Source organism: Chryseobacterium sp. JK1, from assembly GCF_050632815.1.
Taxonomy (GTDB): Bacteria; Bacteroidota; Bacteroidia; order Flavobacteriales; family Weeksellaceae; genus Chryseobacterium.
The window spans coordinates 176,704-195,367 of the sequence record NZ_JBODRU010000005.1; the positions used below are offsets into that span (position 1 = coordinate 176,704).

Below are 18,664 nucleotides of genomic sequence, written 5' to 3' on the forward strand. Positions count from 1 at the left end.
AATTCAAACAATATGAGTATAATATTTTTAAGAAGAGATTTCTCTCAAGCATTAATTAACGAATTTGCAAATTCTACATTTTTACAACAGAAAATATATAATGATGCAATTATCGGAGTAACACAAGATGAAAGAATAGTTTATAATTTTTATTACATGCAAACTCTTTTAAATTATGAATATAAAAAAGATGCAGAATACCTCAAAGAAGAATTTGGGGAAGATTATGAAGATGATTTAATGGACTATGTTCATGAATCAGTTTCTATAACCACATACTGGGCTGAATTTCTACATAAAGAAAACCCCAAAGCACCAATTTTTTGTTATGACGACGACTTTACTTTTAATATTCTCCCAAATGTTGAACTTAATTGCTGGGCAGAGTTCCAAGAAGAAAAAGAAGAAGAATAAAAAATTGACTTAAGCAAAATTTGGCCAACTCAAACCAAAGGCATAGCATAGCCATGTCTTTGGTTTTATATAAAAATAAATTATAATCAATGACAGAAGATACATTTTGGGATTTAAATTCTCTAATGAAATACATCCCACTTACTAAATCAACTATATATTCAATGGTATCAAGAAATCAAATACCATATCGAAAAATAGGTAAAAAATTAATTTTTAATAAAGAAGATATTAATAACTGGATCGATAAAGGTGGAAGGAAGAATACCATCGAAGAAAACTTACCAACTTTCAAATTATAATTAAATAATGGCAACATGCACTCTCATATTAGATAAAAGAATTAAACTTAAAAATGATTATTATAACCTTAGTATTCGTATAATAGATGGAAAAAACCAATTGTATCTCAATATTTCAAGAATGACAGAAAAACAATTTTCCTACATTTTTGACAAAAAGAACATGGAAGAAAAGTCTGTGCAATTCCGACACAAATGTCAAGAACATGTTGCCAAAGTTGAAAAAATTATTTCGGAAATTAATTTTTTTGACAGAAATTACATTAAGACAAAATTCTTCAATAAGAGTACTGAAACTGAAAAAGAAATATCAGCAACATCGCTAAAATTGGTAGACCTGTTCACACAATACAAAACCGATAATGATCATTTAAGTATTAGAACTAAAGTCCATATGAAAGAGTCTAAGAATGTATTTACGCGAGATAATCCAGAAATAACAGTTTTGGATATCACACCGGATTTCCTGAAACAAAATGAGAGAAAAAGATTACATGAAGGTATTTCAATATCTTCAATAAATTCAAATTTTCGTGATCTCAGAACGGTAATTAATTACTTTATGAAAAAGAATAAAATAATACCTTCTTCCTACTCCTACCCTTTTGGTAAAGGTGGTTACTCTATTTGTGAATACTTCCCAAAGAAACAAGTACTCAGTAATGAGGAAATCTTAAAAATTGTAAATCTAAAAGAATTTGAAAACCCAGAAGAAGAATTTGCACGGAATATTTGGGAACTACTCTATCGTTGTAACGGTATTAACTTTGCGGATCTTTTAAGGTTACGATGGGATCAAAGAAAAGGAAATTGTTACATATTTTTCAGGAAGAAAACTGAGAATACAAGAAAAAAGTTGAGACAGGAAATCGTAATACCAATAAACGAAAAGGTAGAAAAAATTATTAAAAAAGTTGGGGATAAGCAAAGTCCATTTTTACTCGGATTCTTAAAAGATGGATATACCGATCAAAATTTCGATTATATGAACCGGAAAATGAGAAAAACTATTAATAAATCTCTTAAAGAAATATCTGAAAAACTTGAATTGTCAATTACTGTTCAACTGAAAACTGCCAGAGATTCGTACGCAACTGTCCTTAAAAGGAGTGGTGTTTCCATTGATAAAATATCAGAAATGTTATCACATTCAAACACTACTGTGACAAAACATTATCTTGATAGTTTAGATATGGAAACGGTATTCGATATTAATGAGAATTTGATATAGCAATTAATTTCTTTTCAGGTTCATCGAAAATAATAATCTCCTCGACATATAGGACCAATTCCATAATATATTGATTCCGAAACCGTTAGTTCGCGACTACAAATAGAACAATAGCAGTTTAGTATAGCACCTACGTATGAAAATTCACCATCCTTTATCATGTCAAATAAATTGAACTTTAATCTGTTAATAAAATCCTCTTCAAGAAATCCTAAATCATTTATTCTTGCCTGCAAGTATCCATTTCTATCACAAACTATCATATATGGTTGGTCATTATACTCGAGTCTTTCAAATCCGATAAAAATTTTCCTATACTCTTTTTCAATAGAATAACTTTCAATATCATAATCTTCAGATAAATCAACATCTTGTAAATTATTGTGTATTTCGAAATTTTCATTTGGTCTTGTTAAAATTGGAAGATCATGAACAAAGGACAACATTTTTGCACCAAATTTTAATCTTAATTTATTACAAATGGAATGGAGAATAAATCTTAATTGTAGAGTCCTTGAAGTTTCTTCATTTCTTATATTTTTGAATTCGTTTACTAAATTTCTTATTTTTCGATGAGAAACTTTTTGTAAAATATTTATTACGTGACTATCTAAAAAGTAGGATTTAAATTCAGAGTCACCATCTTCCAACTTTACTTTCTTAAAATAATTATTTGTGAAATAGTTTTTTCTCTTTCCTATAGATGGATTTAGTTTAAGTTGATTTTTTATTTTCTTTAAATCATTAAATGAACTTAATTTTTTCGAATTGTGTTTCATGGTATTACTTGATTTTTAATTATCATTAATAGTTCTCAAACTATAAAGATAGATTTGTTAATCAATTAACTTCTACCACTCAAGTTATCACTATTTTCTAAATATGGTGTAATAGTAACTAAACAATTCGAAAATAAGCTAAGTCAGATTTAATCTTCCTATTTTTAATCGAATACGGTACTATTTTTTTATCAATGATTGCTTGAAATAAGTTTCCCATATTGAGTATTTGATCCTTTTTAAAAACTTCCGAAACAAAAATAAGTTCATAATTATCTTTATGATCTAAAAAAAAATTCCACTCATTCTTGCTGAGATAAAAATTCTTCTCAAGTCCTACTGAACTTTTACATTCAATATATTTTAAATTTACACCATCCTCAATTTTAAAATCGTAAGGTTTATAATTTTCTTGAATTTCATTATTCCACTTACAATTTTTTAGTTTCAAAACACCTTTTAAATAAGAATTTAAAACAGATTCTGCGTGACGACCAATTTTTAAATTAAATTCAGAATCTTCTACGATTTCTAATTCTTCATTTAAATCAATATTTTTTAAAGCTGAAATTTGATTGACTATTAATTCGAGTTGTTTTCCTATAAGAGTAATTGCACTTGTATTTTCCTCTATTGTCTTCTCTAGTTTAATGATGTAATCATTAGAAAAGCTTTCATTGATTTCTTGTTGATTTTCCTTTTTCAAATCAAGATTATTTATAATCTGAATCTGTTTAATTTCTGGAGACTCTGTGACAATATTTAATGAAGAGTTCAAAATATTTGATTTTAATTCAAATAACATTGATTCGATATATGTCCTATCATAATCCATTGCTTTAAGATTAACATATTTACCACCACTCTTATTACATAGATTTTTACTTTTGGTTTCCGCACTCAAGTTTTGATCAATTCCTACAATGTAAATAGGACACTTGTACCCAGAGGACTGCATAAAATCTAATATCTTCTCGTCAAAATCTTTCACATCGTTACTATCTCCATCTGTTACTATAAAAATTATTTTTTTTGAGAGAGTATTACTCTTGACAAAATCAAAATATTTCATAAAAGCTGAATAAATTGGAGTCCCTCCAATAGGCGGAACTGGTAATTCTCCAATTCTTTTTAAAGCTTCATCATTGGGTTCGCCCGAATATATATACTTTGAAGTTAGATTTTGATGATTATAGACACTACTGGAAAATCTGATAATATTAATAAATTTGAAATGATTAATTGTCGGAATCAAATCCTGTATAAGAATTTTTTTAACCAATTCTATGCGAGGTGTTCCGTCTGATAGTAAATATTTGTTTTCAAATTCTTGACTCCCTTTCATATATCCCATACTACCGGAATAATCGATTAAAATTCTTGCGTGAATATCCATATTCTATAATTTATTTCTTATAAAATCCAATAGGAGTCAATCTTTAATTGAAATTTTTATTAATATTAATTTCTTTCAACAAGTGACTTGTCATAGTTATAGATAAACCAATTGAAGTGATCTGTTTAAGAAAGAAACATACATTTAAATAGCATCCTTAATTCTAGGTTTTTCCTTACCTGTAACGTCACTAAAAATCAATCTCTAATATCTCTCCGTTTTGTTTTAACCATTCTTTAGCTTTATCAAAATTTGGAAGTTGTATTGATACAATATTCCAAAAGTCTTCTGAATGATTATGTTCAATTAAATGAGCTAATTCGTGTACAACAACATATTCAACTACATACGTAGGTGCTTTTATGATACGCCAATTGAATAGTAGATTACCTTCCGGTGTACATGAACCCCATCTGTATTTCATTTCAGAAATTTTAATTTCTTTATATTTTACACCAAGATGTTTAGCGTATTTCTTAGTTATTGGTGTTATTTTCTCGCTCGCCCTACTTTTATACCAATCTTTAAATAATCTATTAGCATTTACTTGATTGTCTTTTGATATAATAAATCTTCTATCAAATACTACATTTTGGATAGGTTTCTGTACAACTTGTAATTGATAATTACGCCCTAAATAAATCAATGTTTCGCCAGATACAAATTCCTTATTGCTTGGATGTGGATTATACTTTTGATTATGATTTAACTTTTCTATTAACCATTTTTCTTTACTTAAAACTATTTCATTAATCTTTTTCTTTGACAATCCTTCCGGTACACGCACAATTATCTCTCTATCCCTTTCTACAGAAATAGTAGCTGTTTTTCTTTTTGAATATATAATTGTGTAATTAAACTCCATTAACCAACGATTGTAAAATGATTTTTCTTAGAATGTTCTAACAGTCTTGATATAAGTTCAATATGCTTACCAAGCATATTTGGTATTTGAAAATACTCTTTAGAAATTAAGATTTTTTTTAATTCTTCTTTTAGTTTATTTTGTGCTGGTACACTATTCCAAAATCCCTTCAATCTGATTTCTGTTGTAATAGTATTTGATATCTCTTGCGTTAAAGATACCATCTGAGTGATTTCATCCTCAGATAAATATCTATTATCAAATAATTCTTTTTTGAAAATGCGAAAGAAAGGCATTTGCTTCTTACGGTCTAAGCCATAGGTAACTTCTTTTTCTCTGTCTTTAATTTTTTCTCTAAGCTTTAAAAGCTCTTCATAAATCTTCTTCCAATTTCCTTTGAATTCTTCTAATATATCTTCTAATTGCTTAGAAAATGATGCAAATAGTTCTGGATCATCATCTAAATTGATGTCTATATAGTGTCTTATGGCGTGCTCAACCTGTGCTGCCTGAGACTTTTGTGAGTTATACGGTTTTACATCTTTTCCAAAATCTTCCGAAATAATAGATATGGGTTCAATTGTTTGTTCTATTCCTTTCGAAACTAAAAATTCATCCACTAACTTTCGTAATTTTGGAGGGATCCCTTTCATACTAAAACGTTCGTCCATAAAATGACGTTGTGCCAAATTATTAATTTCAGCAAATGATTTATAATCTCTGAAATAATCTAATGCTTTTTTATCTGGTAATACGTTATTAAATGCAATAGTCAATTTGTTAAATAATTTTATGTATTCATAACGAACATCTTCATCATAAAATGTATCAAAGAATGCATCTGAATCTTGTAAATCTTCTAAACTGTATTTCTTTAGAAAATCCATAATATCATCATACACTAATTGAAGGGCATCAAATAATTCTTTATCATCTTTAAGACAATCAATAATTTCTTGTTGCTCTTTTTCTGCATAATTATCCAATGCTCTTTTTAGGTGATGACCTACACCAACATAATCTACTATAAATCCGACATCTTTACCTTTAGGTCCTACACGATTTACGCGTGCAATTGTTTGTAATAAATTGTGTTCAACGATTACCCTATCTAAATACATTACTTGCTCGATAGGAGCATCAAAACCTGTTAGTAACATATTGTTTACTATAATAAATCCAACATTGCCATCTATTGATTTATCATCTTCGTCAGTTGATCCAAAGGGAAGTCTAAATCGTTTAATTGCCCTATCATGATAGGAATTATTCGTAAAAGCTTTGATATAAGGCTTATCGTTATGATTACCAGAAATAACTACCGCGGTCTCAACTTTTTTTAGCATTTCAATGTCTATTAACATCGGATTATTATGCTCTAAGGCAGATATCATTTCTTGAATCGCTTTATCAATAAAAACTTTATAGCTGACTGCAGCTTCACGAGAATTTGTTACTATTTGCGCCTTAAATCCATTTGTAAAGATATTTTCTAAGAAATGATTTACCATATGATTTGCTTTATCACTAATGGTTACTTCACTTTCCATATAAGCATCCTTTGTACCAAAACCTAATATCTGTAAACGTTCGGTAAGATTGTAATCTGAAAAAACATCTTCAAATTTTGCATCCATGCCTTCTTTATCTTCTACCTCTGCATTATGCGTTATTCCTTCATATACAATTTCCAACGTAACTCCATCGTCTATGGCTTCACGCATAGTATATTTATCTATATAATCTTTATACTTTTGTTCTGTTTTATCGGTTGGTGTACCTGTAAAACCAATGGATGTAGCGTTAGGTAGCGCACGGTCTAAATTAGCTGCTAACATAGAGAATTGAGAACGGTGTGCCTCATCTGTCATTATCAAAATATCACTACTCTGATTAAGTACAGGAAAAATACCCAAGCCTTCTAAATCACCATTTTCTTGAAACTTGTGTATCATAGCCATAATCATATCAGAATTATCGCTTGATAATAATTCTTTTAAACTCTTCCCATTAGGATTTGTTTTTGGATTAATATATTCAGCGGTTTTAATATTAAAACCAATACTTTTACCTGTACTTGATAATTGATTTTCTAATTGTGTCCGGTCTGTAACAAATACAATTTTCCAAGAGGCTAATTTTGTAATTAGCTTCATCTGCCGAACCATAAACATCATTGTTAATGACTTACCAGAACCTTGTGTGTGCCAAATAATACCACCACGCTCTTTATTGTTTATTCCTCCTAGCAGTCTTTTTGTAGCTATTTTTACTGCACGAAACTGCTGATAACGACCTACTACTTTTATTTTATATCCTTTATCATTTACTTGAAAAACCGTAAAGATTCTGATAATATCTAATAAATTTTGAGGGGTTAACATCCCTGCTACTAAACGTTGTTGATCGTTTGGCGAAGATTGTCCATGTTCCAAATCATTTAAGGTTAATGGATAAGGGTCAGTCCAACGATAAAAGTGTTTTTTGTTATGTGTTGTAATTGTACCAAAACGAGCTTCAGTACGACAGGTTGTAATAACGAATTGATTATAATAAAATAACTCTTTACATCCTTCATTTGCTGCATTACGTTGTTCAGAATATCTCAGTAGTTGATCAATAGCTTCATCTATAGGTTCTTTTACTTTAGAAGATTTTGCCTCAGCAACAACTACAGGAATCCCGTTGATAAATAACACAATGTCTGGCAAAATGTGCTTTTCTGTTCCTGTAATATTTATCTTGAATTGACTAATCGCAGTAAATGTATTGTTTTGTGGATTATCAAAATCGATGTACTTTACTGTAGGACTTAATTCACCCGTTTGCTCGTTATGCCCTATGGTTGTATTTTCTAATAAAAGATTTAAAATACGTTCGTTATTTTCTATTAGATTAGAAGAAGTAAAAGACGAAATTTTACGAATTACTTCATCTATCTGAGGTGATGTAAGAAAAGGATTGATTTTTTCTAATGCTTCTGATAACTTAGGGACTAAAAGAACCTGAGTAAAAGACATACGGTAACTATCTTCGGGTTTTTGTTGTAATTGTAATTGAATAACCTCATTATTATCAGCATTCCATCCTAATTGTTTAAGTTGATCAATAAAAGGTAGTTCAACATTGCTGTATTCGTCTAATTTAAGAACCTGGCCTTGTTTCCCTCTGTATTTATTATCATTAGAAATTATCATATTTTGGTTTTAGTGTTAATGGTATTAGTAGTTTACTCTGACTTTTCCCAAAAGTAAGTCCTGCATCAAGCCTTGTTTTTGGAGTTTTAATTTATTAAGTATTTTAATTTCTCCTATTATTTTGTCTGTTATTTTATCTAGGTGTTTAACTATAACCTTTTGTTCACGTATATTATTTGGATAAAACAATTCAAAACTCCTCAATGATGAAAGTGAAATTTCTTGGAATGTAGTTCCTTTTTGCGCCTCCTCAATTTGTTTTTTTATTAGAGGCATTTGAAACATATAAATTGCAAATTTATTTAAAACCTTATTTTCATCGAAAGAGATGCGTGCAGTACCTTGCGTTAGATTTGCACCAACAAATTCTTCTGTTATAATTTTCGAATTACCAATATCACCTCTCAAAGCAAAAACAATTTCACCTAATTCCATTGTAGATCTCTTAAATCTTTTAGCAATTTCTACAGAAGTTCTTTGAAGATTATTAATTTTAAAATTATCTCCAGTCAAATCACCTGTCTTTATATAAGCAACTCCATTTTCGATATTAGGACCAGCTTGAACAATTCCATATGTAATATCAAACTTGCAAAGTAATTTAAAATTAGAGTAATCCCATTCCATAGGAATAATATCCAAAGAAGAATCTTTAAATTGATGTGTTTCCTCTGAACGAATATTTCCGTTTTCATCAATTCCTTTAGTTAATAAATCTTGCATTAATCCTACTTTTACCTGTTCATACTTTTGGATTAATTTTTCAGTGTTATCAATCGCTCCATCTACTTTCGACAGAATCTCAGCAATCTTTTTTTGTTCTCTAATATCTTTGGGAATTTTAACTAAAAATTGCTTTAAATCTTTTTTTTGCAAATGTTTTAAGCCACTACCTTGAAAAAAATTATCATTTATATATTGGAGATTGCTTAATAAATAATAATATAAATACTTTGTATCTACATTGTCTTTAGTTTTTAAAGAATAGGTATCTGTAGAATATGCAGCCGCACCATCTTCAAATTTTACATTTGCATTACCACCAGTCGCCAAATAGATATTAGCCCCATTAATTATAGATTGATGATGTTTTAATATAGATTCACCACTTGTATAGAAATTGTAATCTCCAAAATTGGTAGCAAAAGAAACTTTCAGAGAAGATTTTTTATTTTCTAAAATACATTCTTTAAATTCTAACTGATCCCAATCAACTATAATTTCGCTCATACTAATTCAAATATTTCAAATCCATTAAAAATTGGTTTAGTTCTTCCATAACAACATCACGACTATCTTCTAATTCTTTAGCCGATACAGCATATTTACTGTATAAATTTTCAATAGCAAATACTAAAGCACGTTGTTCGTTATCTACATAACGATTTAGTTGGGTATTGATTAAATCGAAATGTTTTTTAAGAATAATATCCTTTGATTCTTGTTCTGTAATAACTCCTCCAACCTCTTCTAATTGTATATCCAATTTACCTAAAAAAATTTGAAGCAATTCTTTATCGTTCATATTCGCATTGTACTCTTTGGTAATTTTCTTTAAATCGTCTTTCGCTTTCGTTACTGCTTTTAATTCTAAGCTTGATGGATTATCTTTTTTTACCCTTTTTTCTAGATCAGTCACCGATTTCTTAATTACTTCAAAATCAGAAGTGTTTTTTAAATCCTGTTTGACAAATTGTATCATTTCACTTACGGAAACATTTAAATCTGCTTCTGTCTTAAGCACTTCATCTAATAAAAACTGTTTTTCTTTTTTCAAATCCTCTACACCAAATCTTTTTATGATTAATTTTACCTCCAATTCAGCTTTTAAATCTTTAATTTCAGCTTTGATGGTTCTAATATCTGATTCTATCTTTTTTAGCTCTTCTTCATCCTTTTTAAGTTCAGCTATTCGCTCTCTGTCAGTGCTCTCTTGTAACAAATAATCTAATTCCGCTTTGAGTTGATCTTTTGCTAATTTAGGTGTTAGCTTTACTTCTCCTTCTTCTTCCTCTGGTTCGTATTCTAGGTTCTCCAAAATACTTTCAACTTTCTCAATCAACTGATTTTCTAAATCTGCAACCATCATATCTTTATCATCTAAAAGATTATCTATATCTTGAAAATAGACATCAATAAGATATTCGTCTGGAATAAGAGTTGCATCCCAACCGTTTTGCATAATAGTCTTAAGATCATATTTAATATTATCCCACCAGTTAACAAATACACCCGCTGTTTGGAATTTATCTAATACACCAACTGCAGTAAATTTTTCAACCATTGATGTTAGAAGAACTTTACGAACTATTGGAAACTTTTTGTTTGATAAAAATAAGTGTGCAGTTGCAGACTCAGATATTGTAGTAGACGAAGCCTCTATTTTAGGAGCAAGAGTAGAGAACTCATCTTTTGCTTTATCCCACCATTCTGCTAATAACATCCCTAATTCTAATCTTTTAGAACTTACATTCTCATCATTGTCAATAATTGATTTTATTTCTGCATTATCCGTTATTGAGAATAATGTGTAGTCTTCACTAATATGTTCTTGAAAGAATTGAAGTGAATTGAAATTAAATTTTGTTGCAAATTGGCTATGTACATTATTAATCTCTACCAATGGCACACCGCCAATTAAATGAGCTTTAACATCATGAGGCTCTGGTAAGGCTGTATTATCCACATATCTACGGATATTAAGTGTGTATTCATTGTTCTCAATATCATCTATTGAAACCAATTTTGAATACTTCCCTTCTTCAATTTTATTTGAAAAAACGTGATGTATTTTTTCGACATCCTCAGGTCTTAAATGGTTTTGTTTTTTGCCCTCCAAATATTCTTTATCGGCATTGATGAAAAAAACTTTTCCTTTAAGATTTTCAGGTTTATTTTTATTGAAGATCATAATACACGCAGGAATACCTGTACCATAAAATAATTGAGGTGGTAAACCAATCACACCCTCTAAAACATCAATCGTAGGATCTAACAACTTTTTACGAATTTTAAGCTCTTCTCCGCTTCTAAATAATACTCCATGAGGCATAACGACAACAACTTTACCATCCGCCTTACAAGAAGCTAACATATGTTGAATAAACATAAAATCCGCTTTTTTCCCACCTTCTGGCGTATATCCATAAGGGAAACGATTATATTCATTTTTCTTAACATTGACTAAATTGTAATTTTGAGAAAACGGTGGATTAGCAATAACTCTATCAAACTTCTTTAACAAACCATTTTCAAGATTTAATGGTTCTTCCAATGTATCACCATACTCAACCGTATATTTTGAGATATTATGGAGAATAATATTCATTTTGCTGATTGCTACAACTGATGGATCAGATTCTTGTCCAAACAACTCTAGATCATCAGCATTTTGGCCTTTCTCTTCTACATATTGATAAGATTGGATTAACATACCAGAAGATCCACAGGTAGGGTCGTAAATAGACATCCCCTCTTGTGGATCTAATAATTGAACTAATAATCGTACAACCGTATGAGGTGTGTAGAATTGACCACCTTTTTTACCTCCTTCATCGGCAAAATGCTTTAAAAGATATTCATAAGCTGCACCTAATAAATCTGGAAACTCAAAGTTTTCATTGAGCAACTCTGGGAATTCATTGAACTTCTCCAATAATTTACGTAAATCTTCATTTTTTACGATTTGTTTGCCATCAAGCTCTTTATTGAAATTAATTCTACCTTTAAAGATCCCTGTCAAAGTTCCTGAATTAGCTTCTTCTAAAGCATCTAATGCTTTGTTCAGCATTGCTCCAATATTTATCTTTAGGTGTTTGACAGCTGGTTGTTCAACATTATTCTCATCAACAAACCCTTCATTCCATCTCGCACGTTTCGGCACAAAAAATGTAGTACCATAAGACGTTGGTTCTTCAGTTTGCTGTTCTAACATTTCATCAGGTAAATGACTAAACTCTTTGCGAATTTTATTTCTCTTTTGATCGAAAACATCAGACATACGCTTTAAGAAAAGCATACCAAAGATTAATTCTTTGTATTCGGAAGCATCCATTTTACCACGTAAAATATCTGCACAATCCATCAAAAACTTCTCTAATTGAGTTAGTTTAATTTTGTTTTTATTGTTCATTACTTTTGAATCCAACAATTTCTATTCTACTTCTAATAATCATAATTAAAGTTAGATGTCAAATGATATCTAACTTATAAATTAGTTTGCACAATCTTAGAAAAACTTCTTTACTTTATAATATCGAATTTATTTAAAATTATGTTAAAATTAGTTGTAAATAATTTTCTTAATTAAAAAACTTGCAAATTTCTTGCAACAACATAAAAAAAAGACACTCACATGTTGTAAGTGTCTGATTTATTGTGGTCCCACCTGGGCTCGAACCAGGGACCACCTGATTATGAGTCAGGTGCTCTAACCAACTGAGCTATAGGACCTCAAAACTTGGTTAAATTTTGTGTTTGCAAAAATAGTAAAATTTCTTTCACTACAAAACTTTTTATTGCTTTTCTTGGCAAAGTTCTACCAACACTCCGTTTGTAGACTTAGGATGAAGGAATACAACTAATTTATTATCAGCACCTTCTTTAGGTTCTTCGGAGATAAATTGAAATCCTTCTTTTTTTAATCTTTTTACTTCTTCAAGGATATTTTCAACGCCAAATGCCAGATGATGGATGCCTTCTCCCTTTTTATCGATAAATTTTGAGATCGGACTTTCCGGATTACTTGCTTCTAAAAGTTCAATTTTACTGTCTCCTGTTTCATAAAAGGAAGTCACTACCCCTTCTCTTTCAACAGTTTCTTTTTTATAAGATTCTTTCCCCAATAATTTGGAAAAAAGATCATCAGAAACGCCTAAAGACTTTACAGCAATACCAATATGTTCTAGCTTCATAATACTAATAAATATAATTAATTCTTAAATTTGATACTGCAGCAGAATTTCAAAGTATCAATTCAAACAAAAGTACTAAATTTGCATAAATTATGGAAAGTAACAGACAAAGAAAAGTAGCACAGATCATTCAGGAAGATTTCGCAGAGCTTTTCCGCAGACAGGCTGCTGACAGCAAGCAAAGTATATTGGTATCCGTTTCAGATGTAAAAGTAACGGCAGATTTGGGTATTGCTAAAATTTATTTAAGCATTTTCCCTCAGGAATTCCGTACGGCTGTCATGAAGGAAATCGAAGAAAACAAGCCTCAGTACAGAAACTTTATCGGCCAGAAAATGGCAAAACAGGTACGTATTATACCACAGCTTAATTTTTATCTTGATACTGCTCTTGATGATGTTGAAAAACTAGACAGAGAACTCAGAGGTGAAGGCGACAATCCTGTTTTATAGATCTTGAAGAATATTGCATTTTACATAGCATCCAGATACCTTTTGGCTAAGAAAGGCAGTACTGCCGTTACGTTTATTACGTGGCTGGCCGTGGGAGCCATGACGGTTGCTGTGGCTGCAATGTTCGTTATAATATCTGTTTTTTCAGGACTTGAGAATCTTAATAAGGATCTCATTTCTAATCTACATGCTGATTTAACTTTAAAAAGTGCCTCGGGAAAAACCATTAAAAACCTTGATGCAGTTAATAAAATTTTAAAAGACAATAAAGATATCAGCAGTTACTCCCGTATTATTGAAGAAAAAGTATACATCAGTTTCAATGGAAAAGGAGATATTGCATACTTAAGAGGAGTAGACTCTGCTTATACCAAGGTAAACCCTATCAATAGAGACGTGTTCTACGGAACCTACCCTAGCTTCAGATACTCCAATGAAGTATTAATGGAAAACAGTCTTGATAACAGACTTTCTATTCCGGTAGACTCTTCCAACCACTATGCAACAGTCTTTATGCCTAAACCAGGCACCGGGATCATTAGTAAGGAAGAAGATATCTATAATAAAAGAGATATTCTGGTAACAGGAGTTTTTCCAGGTAAAGATCAACTAGATAATTATATCATTTCTCCCATTGAACTGACAGAAGAATTATTGAGTTTGCCTAAAAAGTCAGCTTATCAAATCGTTATTAAATTAAAAAATCCGGAGAACGCGGATAATGTAAAGCAAAATCTTCTTTCTTCTCTCGGAAAAACTATTGAAATCAAAACCAAAGAGGAAGAAAATGCTGCTTTCTGGAAAATGATTAATACAGAAAAGCTGTTTATTTATCTGATTTTTGCGTTGGTTATTTTTATTACTACCTTTAATCTTGCAGGAGCAATCATTATTTTACAGCTTGATAAAAAAGAACAGGCCAAATCTCTTATTTCGCTGGGATTCCCTTTAAGCCATTTAAGAATGACGTATTTTTATACTGGATTGCTCATCATAATTTCCGGGATTATCACCGGATTACTCTTTGGGACAGCACTTTGCTATTTCCAACTGTACACAGAATTCTTTAGAGCTAATGAAGTACTTCCTTTTCCAGTGAAAATTGTAGGGAAAAATTATTTCATCGTAGCACTTACCGCTGCCCTATTCGGAATCACTATTTCATGGTTCTTTTCAAAAATAAGCAAAGAGTATATTACTAAAAATTAATATATTAAGACTGCATATTTTATCAAAATAATCTTTTACGGTTTCATTTTTTTGTACCTTTGAGCCCCAATTTTAAAAAAATGAAACGAATTTTATCTTTTTTTCTACTAGGTGTCACATTTATGACCACATTAGCACAGGCACCCGCTAACTATTATAATGGTACAGCAGGTTTGACTGGATATGCTTTAAAAACAAAACTTAATCAGATCATTAAAAATGCTACAGATTTAGGATACAGTGGATTATGGACTACCTATGCAACATCAGACGTAGACAAATATTACGAAAATAATGGAACTCTTCTTGACATGTATTCTGAAAAACCAGCTGGTCCAGATGCATATGAGTACGTTATTGGCCCATCAACTTCAGGAGGAAACCAGTGTGGAAGCCAAAATCAGAATCATGAAGGCTTCTGCTACAACAGAGAGCACTCTTTACCTAAGACCTATTTTGGAGGACAAAACGCTACCCCAATGGCTAATGATGCTCACTTCGTAATCCCTTCAGATTATTATGTAAACAGCAAAAGAGAAAGTTTCCCTTATGGAGAAACTTCAACACCTACGCTGACCTTTACCAACGGATCCAAAGTAGGAACATGCAACTTTCCAGGATACAGCGGAGTTATTTTTGAACCTATTGATGAGTTCAAAGGAGACATTGCCAGAATGCAGTTATATTTCGTAACGATGTATGAGCATAAACTTGCTTCTTTCACACAGTTTCAGAATGCATCAAGCCCTTTAGATGGCACTGTAAATAGAGGATTGCAACAATGGTATCTTAATCTTATGTTGAAATGGGCAGCTCAAGACCCAGTTTCTCAAAGAGAAATAGACAGAAATAATGCCATTTATCTGAGACAAGGAAATAGAAACCCTTTCATTGATCACCCTGAATGGATCAATATGATCTGGAGTTCTACTCTTTCTACTAAAGAAAACAATACAATAAATAATCCTGAATTCACCATCTACCCTAACCCGGTAAAAAACAACGAACTTTTTGTAAAAGGAGAAAAACTTGACAAAATTTCAAGAGCTGACATCTATGATCTTTCAGGAAAGCTGATTGAAACGATTGCTAACCCTTTCAAAAACTCAAACAAAATTAACCTTAAAGGTTTAGTGAAAGGAACTTATATTCTTAAAACAGATAATTTCTCTACTAAATTTATCGTAGATTAATTATTAAAAAATAATTTAAATCAAAGACCGGATTTCTCCGGTCTTTTTTTTATTTTTGATCATATGGATTCCAATAAAAAATTAGGATTAATAGGACGAAATATTTCCTACTCTTTTTCTAAAAAATTCTTCGAAAACAAATTCCAAAAGCTAATGCTAAAGGACTTTTCCTACGATATTTTTGATTTGAGTGAAATTAATGAAGTAGAAAACCTGTTTTCTTCACCGGAACTTTTAGGATTCAATGTAACGATTCCTTATAAAGAAAAAATCATTGATTATCTTGATGAGCTGAGTGATGAAGCAGAAAAAATAGGCGCTGTAAACTGCGTACTGATTCACAATGGAAAAAAAACAGGATACAATACCGATGCCTTTGGTTTTGAGAAAACGCTTTTTTTACATAAAAAACCCTCACAGGATAAAGCCTTAATTCTAGGAAATGGAGGTGCTGCAAAAGCGGTAAAATATATTTTGGACAAACACAATATTTCTTCCCAGACTATTTCAAGAAGTACAGAAATTAATTTCGATACCCTTACCGAAGAAATCGTTAAAGAGCATAAGATTATTATTCAGTGTACTCCGGTAGGTACTTTCCCAAATGTAAAAGAATGTCTGAATTTTCCTTTTGATGCCTTATCTGCGGAACATTTGGTCATAGATTTGATTTACAACCCCAATTACACACAGTTTATCATCAATGCTTCTGAAAAAGGAGCCAAAACCGTCAACGGATATTATATGCTTGAACAGCAAGCAGAAAAAGCTTGGGAAATTTGGAATTTTCAAAAAAAATAACATAAATTAGTACTTTAATTGGCCTTGCAGCTATATAGAAAGGATATTAACGCCACTCACATAAAAGATTTGCTATGACTACAGAAAACAATCTTTCTGAAAACGAAGAAAATAAAATTCCTAACGAAGTATCTCAGGAAACATCAGAAAACGCAGTTTCTCATGATGCAGTCCCACATGAAGATGACACAGAGCATCTGGAAGAGCATGAGGAGGTTGAAATTTCCCTGGCTGATGCGTTAAAGGAAATGGAAAAAATAATCAACACTCCCAATGCCGGAGAGAATTTCAAAAGATTCAACCAACTGAAGGAGAAAGCAAGTCATTATATCCATGATGAAGTGGAAGATAAAAAGCATGAATATGCAGAAGCTGGAAATCCTGCTGAAAATTTCAGCTACGAGCACCCTTCACAAGCCAAATATTCAGCTTTGGTTAATATTTTCAGAGAAAAGCATGATGACTTCCAAAAAGGACAGGAAGAAGAACAGAAAAAAAATCTGGAGCAACGTCAAAGCATTATAGAAAGACTTAAAAATCTTTACACCAGTTCAGAGCCCGGAATCAATCTTTTCAAATCTATTCGTGAAATTAAAGAAGAATGGTCAAAAGCCGGTCAGGTTGCAAAATCTGAATTCAAAATTCTTAATAACAATTATTTCCACCACCTGAATCAGTTTTATCAGATGTTGGATCTGAATAAAGAATTCCTGGAGCAGGAATACAGCCACAATCTGGAAAAGAGACAACATATCATCGCTCGTGCTCAGGAACTGGAAAATGAACCTGTCATTCAAAAAGCATTAAACGAACTTCAATATCTTCATAAACTTTGGAAAGAGGAAGCTGAGCCTGTAGCAGAAGAATTCCGTGAAAAAACTTGGGAAGAATTCAAAGAAATTTCCAACAAAATTCATGAAAGAAAATCTGAACTTTCAGCATCCATTGAAAAAGAGCAGAATCTAAGCCTTGAAAAGAAAAATCAGATTATCGCTGAAATCAAAAAACTTTCAGAACCATCTGAAACACCTAACCATAACTATTGGCAAAATGCGATTAAAAAGGTGGAAGACCTTCGTTCTGAATTTTTAAAAACCGGAAGTGTACCAAGAAAACTATCTAACCAAAACTGGAATGATTTCAAGACGACACTCAGAGGGTTCAACACTACAAAAAATAACTATTACAAATCTCTAAAAGGTTCTCAACAGGCAAATCTGGAAGAAAAGCTGAAACTTATTCAAACGGCTCAGGACAATCAAAATAATGAAGAATGGGACATCTCCGTTCCGCTATTCAAAAAACTTCAGGAAGACTGGAAAAAAATTGGCCATGTTCCGAAAAGCATGACCAACAAAATATGGGATGAATTCCGTGATGCATGTAATGCTTTCTTCAACAATTATAGAGAAAAAAGCAACACTTCTACCGATAACTGGAAAGAAAACTATAAAAACAAAAAAGCTCTTCTTGATGAACTTAAAATGGTTTCCAACGAAGAAGGAAGCATTGAGAAAATCGAGCAGATCAAAACATCCTGGAACAATATTGGTAAAGTTCCGAGAGATAAAATTTCTATCAATACAGAGTTTAATAAGACTTTAAGAGAGAAATTGAAGATCAATAAGATCAATGAGCTGGAGCTTAAAGAAGAAGGTCTATCCGAAAATCAACTTACGGACAAAGCAAGAAAGATCAAAAATCAGATTTCAGATCTTGAAGCAGAAATTGTAAAACTGGAAAACAATCTTTCTTTCTTCAACAAACCATCAAGAGAAAATCCTCTGTTAAGAGATACTTATAACACAATTGATGAAAAGAAGGCTCATCTGGAAACTTTAAAGCAAAATCTCCACAACATTATCGCAGGAGAATAAATCTTAACAAAATAAATAAAGGCGGAGCAAAGTAA

General features: G+C 31.2%; 15 protein-coding genes and 1 tRNA gene. 8 read left to right on the forward strand and 8 right to left on the reverse strand.

Annotated elements, in window-relative coordinates; genetic code table 11:
• Positions 1-12 precede the first annotated feature (12 nt).
• The 3 genes from ACQ76T_RS21390 to ACQ76T_RS21400 all read left to right on the forward strand — a co-directional run bounded on the left by ACQ76T_RS21390 (position 13) and on the right by ACQ76T_RS21400 (position 1,947).
• Positions 13-414, forward strand: coding sequence for a hypothetical protein (locus ACQ76T_RS21390; RefSeq protein WP_431345236.1), 402 nt, complete (start codon positions 13-15; stop codon positions 412-414).
• Between the two features lie 89 nt (positions 415-503).
• Positions 504-716, forward strand: coding sequence for a helix-turn-helix transcriptional regulator (locus ACQ76T_RS21395; RefSeq protein WP_431345237.1), 213 nt, complete (start codon positions 504-506; stop codon positions 714-716).
• 7 nt (positions 717-723) lie between these two features.
• Positions 724-1,947, forward strand: a complete 1,224-nt coding sequence (locus tag ACQ76T_RS21400) for a tyrosine-type recombinase/integrase (protein ID WP_431345238.1) — start codon at positions 724-726, stop codon at positions 1,945-1,947.
• Between the two features lie 20 nt (positions 1,948-1,967).
• Here the strand turns inward: ACQ76T_RS21400 and ACQ76T_RS21405 are convergent, their stop codons facing one another.
• From ACQ76T_RS21405 to mce, 8 genes are all read right to left on the reverse strand, one after another.
• Positions 1,968-2,726 (reverse strand): DUF6011 domain-containing protein, encoded by a 759-nt coding sequence (locus ACQ76T_RS21405; RefSeq protein WP_431345239.1) that lies wholly within the window; start codon positions 2,724-2,726, stop codon positions 1,968-1,970.
• 118 nt (positions 2,727-2,844) lie between these two features.
• Entirely contained in the window at positions 2,845-4,122 is a 1,278-nt protein-coding gene (locus ACQ76T_RS21410) for a protein NO VEIN domain-containing protein (RefSeq protein ID WP_431345240.1), read from the reverse strand.
• 190 nt (positions 4,123-4,312) lie between these two features.
• Positions 4,313-4,987, reverse strand: a complete 675-nt coding sequence (locus tag ACQ76T_RS21415) for a M48 family metallopeptidase (protein ID WP_431345241.1) — start codon at positions 4,985-4,987, stop codon at positions 4,313-4,315.
• A complete protein-coding gene (locus ACQ76T_RS21420) occupies positions 4,987-8,184 on the reverse strand; it encodes a type I restriction endonuclease subunit R (RefSeq protein WP_431345242.1) in 3,198 nt (1,065 codons plus the stop codon). The genes ACQ76T_RS21415 and ACQ76T_RS21420 overlap by 1 nt, the downstream gene beginning before the upstream one ends.
• 24 nt (positions 8,185-8,208) lie before the next feature.
• Positions 8,209-9,414 carry a restriction endonuclease subunit S gene (locus tag ACQ76T_RS21425; protein ID WP_431345243.1) on the reverse strand — a complete coding sequence of 402 codons (1,206 nt, stop codon included), beginning with the start codon at positions 9,412-9,414 and terminating at the stop codon, positions 8,209-8,211.
• Position 9,415: 1 nt separating this feature from the next.
• Positions 9,416-12,316 carry an N-6 DNA methylase gene (locus ACQ76T_RS21430; RefSeq protein ID WP_431345244.1) on the reverse strand — a complete coding sequence of 967 codons (2,901 nt, stop codon included), beginning with the start codon at positions 12,314-12,316 and terminating at the stop codon, positions 9,416-9,418.
• Positions 12,317-12,562: 246 nt separating this feature from the next.
• Positions 12,563-12,636, reverse strand: a tRNA-Ile gene (locus ACQ76T_RS21435).
• A gap of 62 nt (positions 12,637-12,698) precedes the next feature.
• A complete protein-coding gene (mce, locus tag ACQ76T_RS21440; protein WP_431345245.1) occupies positions 12,699-13,097 on the reverse strand; it encodes a methylmalonyl-CoA epimerase in 399 nt (132 codons plus the stop codon).
• Positions 13,098-13,189: 92 nt separating this feature from the next.
• Here mce and rbfA point away from each other — a divergent pair, with 92 nt between their 5' ends.
• The 5 genes from rbfA (at position 13,190) to ACQ76T_RS21465 (ending at position 18,629) form a co-directional block, all read left to right on the forward strand.
• Positions 13,190-13,549 (forward strand): 30S ribosome-binding factor RbfA, encoded by a 360-nt coding sequence (rbfA, locus tag ACQ76T_RS21445; RefSeq protein WP_431345246.1) that lies wholly within the window; start codon positions 13,190-13,192, stop codon positions 13,547-13,549.
• A 3-nt stretch (positions 13,550-13,552) separates the two neighbouring features.
• The gene (locus ACQ76T_RS21450; protein ID WP_431345247.1) at positions 13,553-14,758 is read left to right on the forward strand and encodes an ABC transporter permease; all 1,206 of its coding nucleotides are present in this window, start codon (positions 13,553-13,555) and stop codon (positions 14,756-14,758) included.
• A gap of 80 nt (positions 14,759-14,838) precedes the next feature.
• On the forward strand, positions 14,839-15,951 hold the full coding sequence (locus ACQ76T_RS21455) for an endonuclease (protein WP_431345248.1): 1,113 nt from the start codon (positions 14,839-14,841) through the stop codon (positions 15,949-15,951).
• A gap of 63 nt (positions 15,952-16,014) precedes the next feature.
• A complete protein-coding gene (locus ACQ76T_RS21460; RefSeq protein ID WP_431345249.1) occupies positions 16,015-16,752 on the forward strand; it encodes a shikimate dehydrogenase family protein in 738 nt (245 codons plus the stop codon).
• Positions 16,753-16,826: 74 nt separating this feature from the next.
• A complete protein-coding gene (locus ACQ76T_RS21465) occupies positions 16,827-18,629 on the forward strand; it encodes a DUF349 domain-containing protein (RefSeq protein WP_431345250.1) in 1,803 nt (600 codons plus the stop codon).
• Positions 18,630-18,664: the final 35 nt, after the last annotated feature.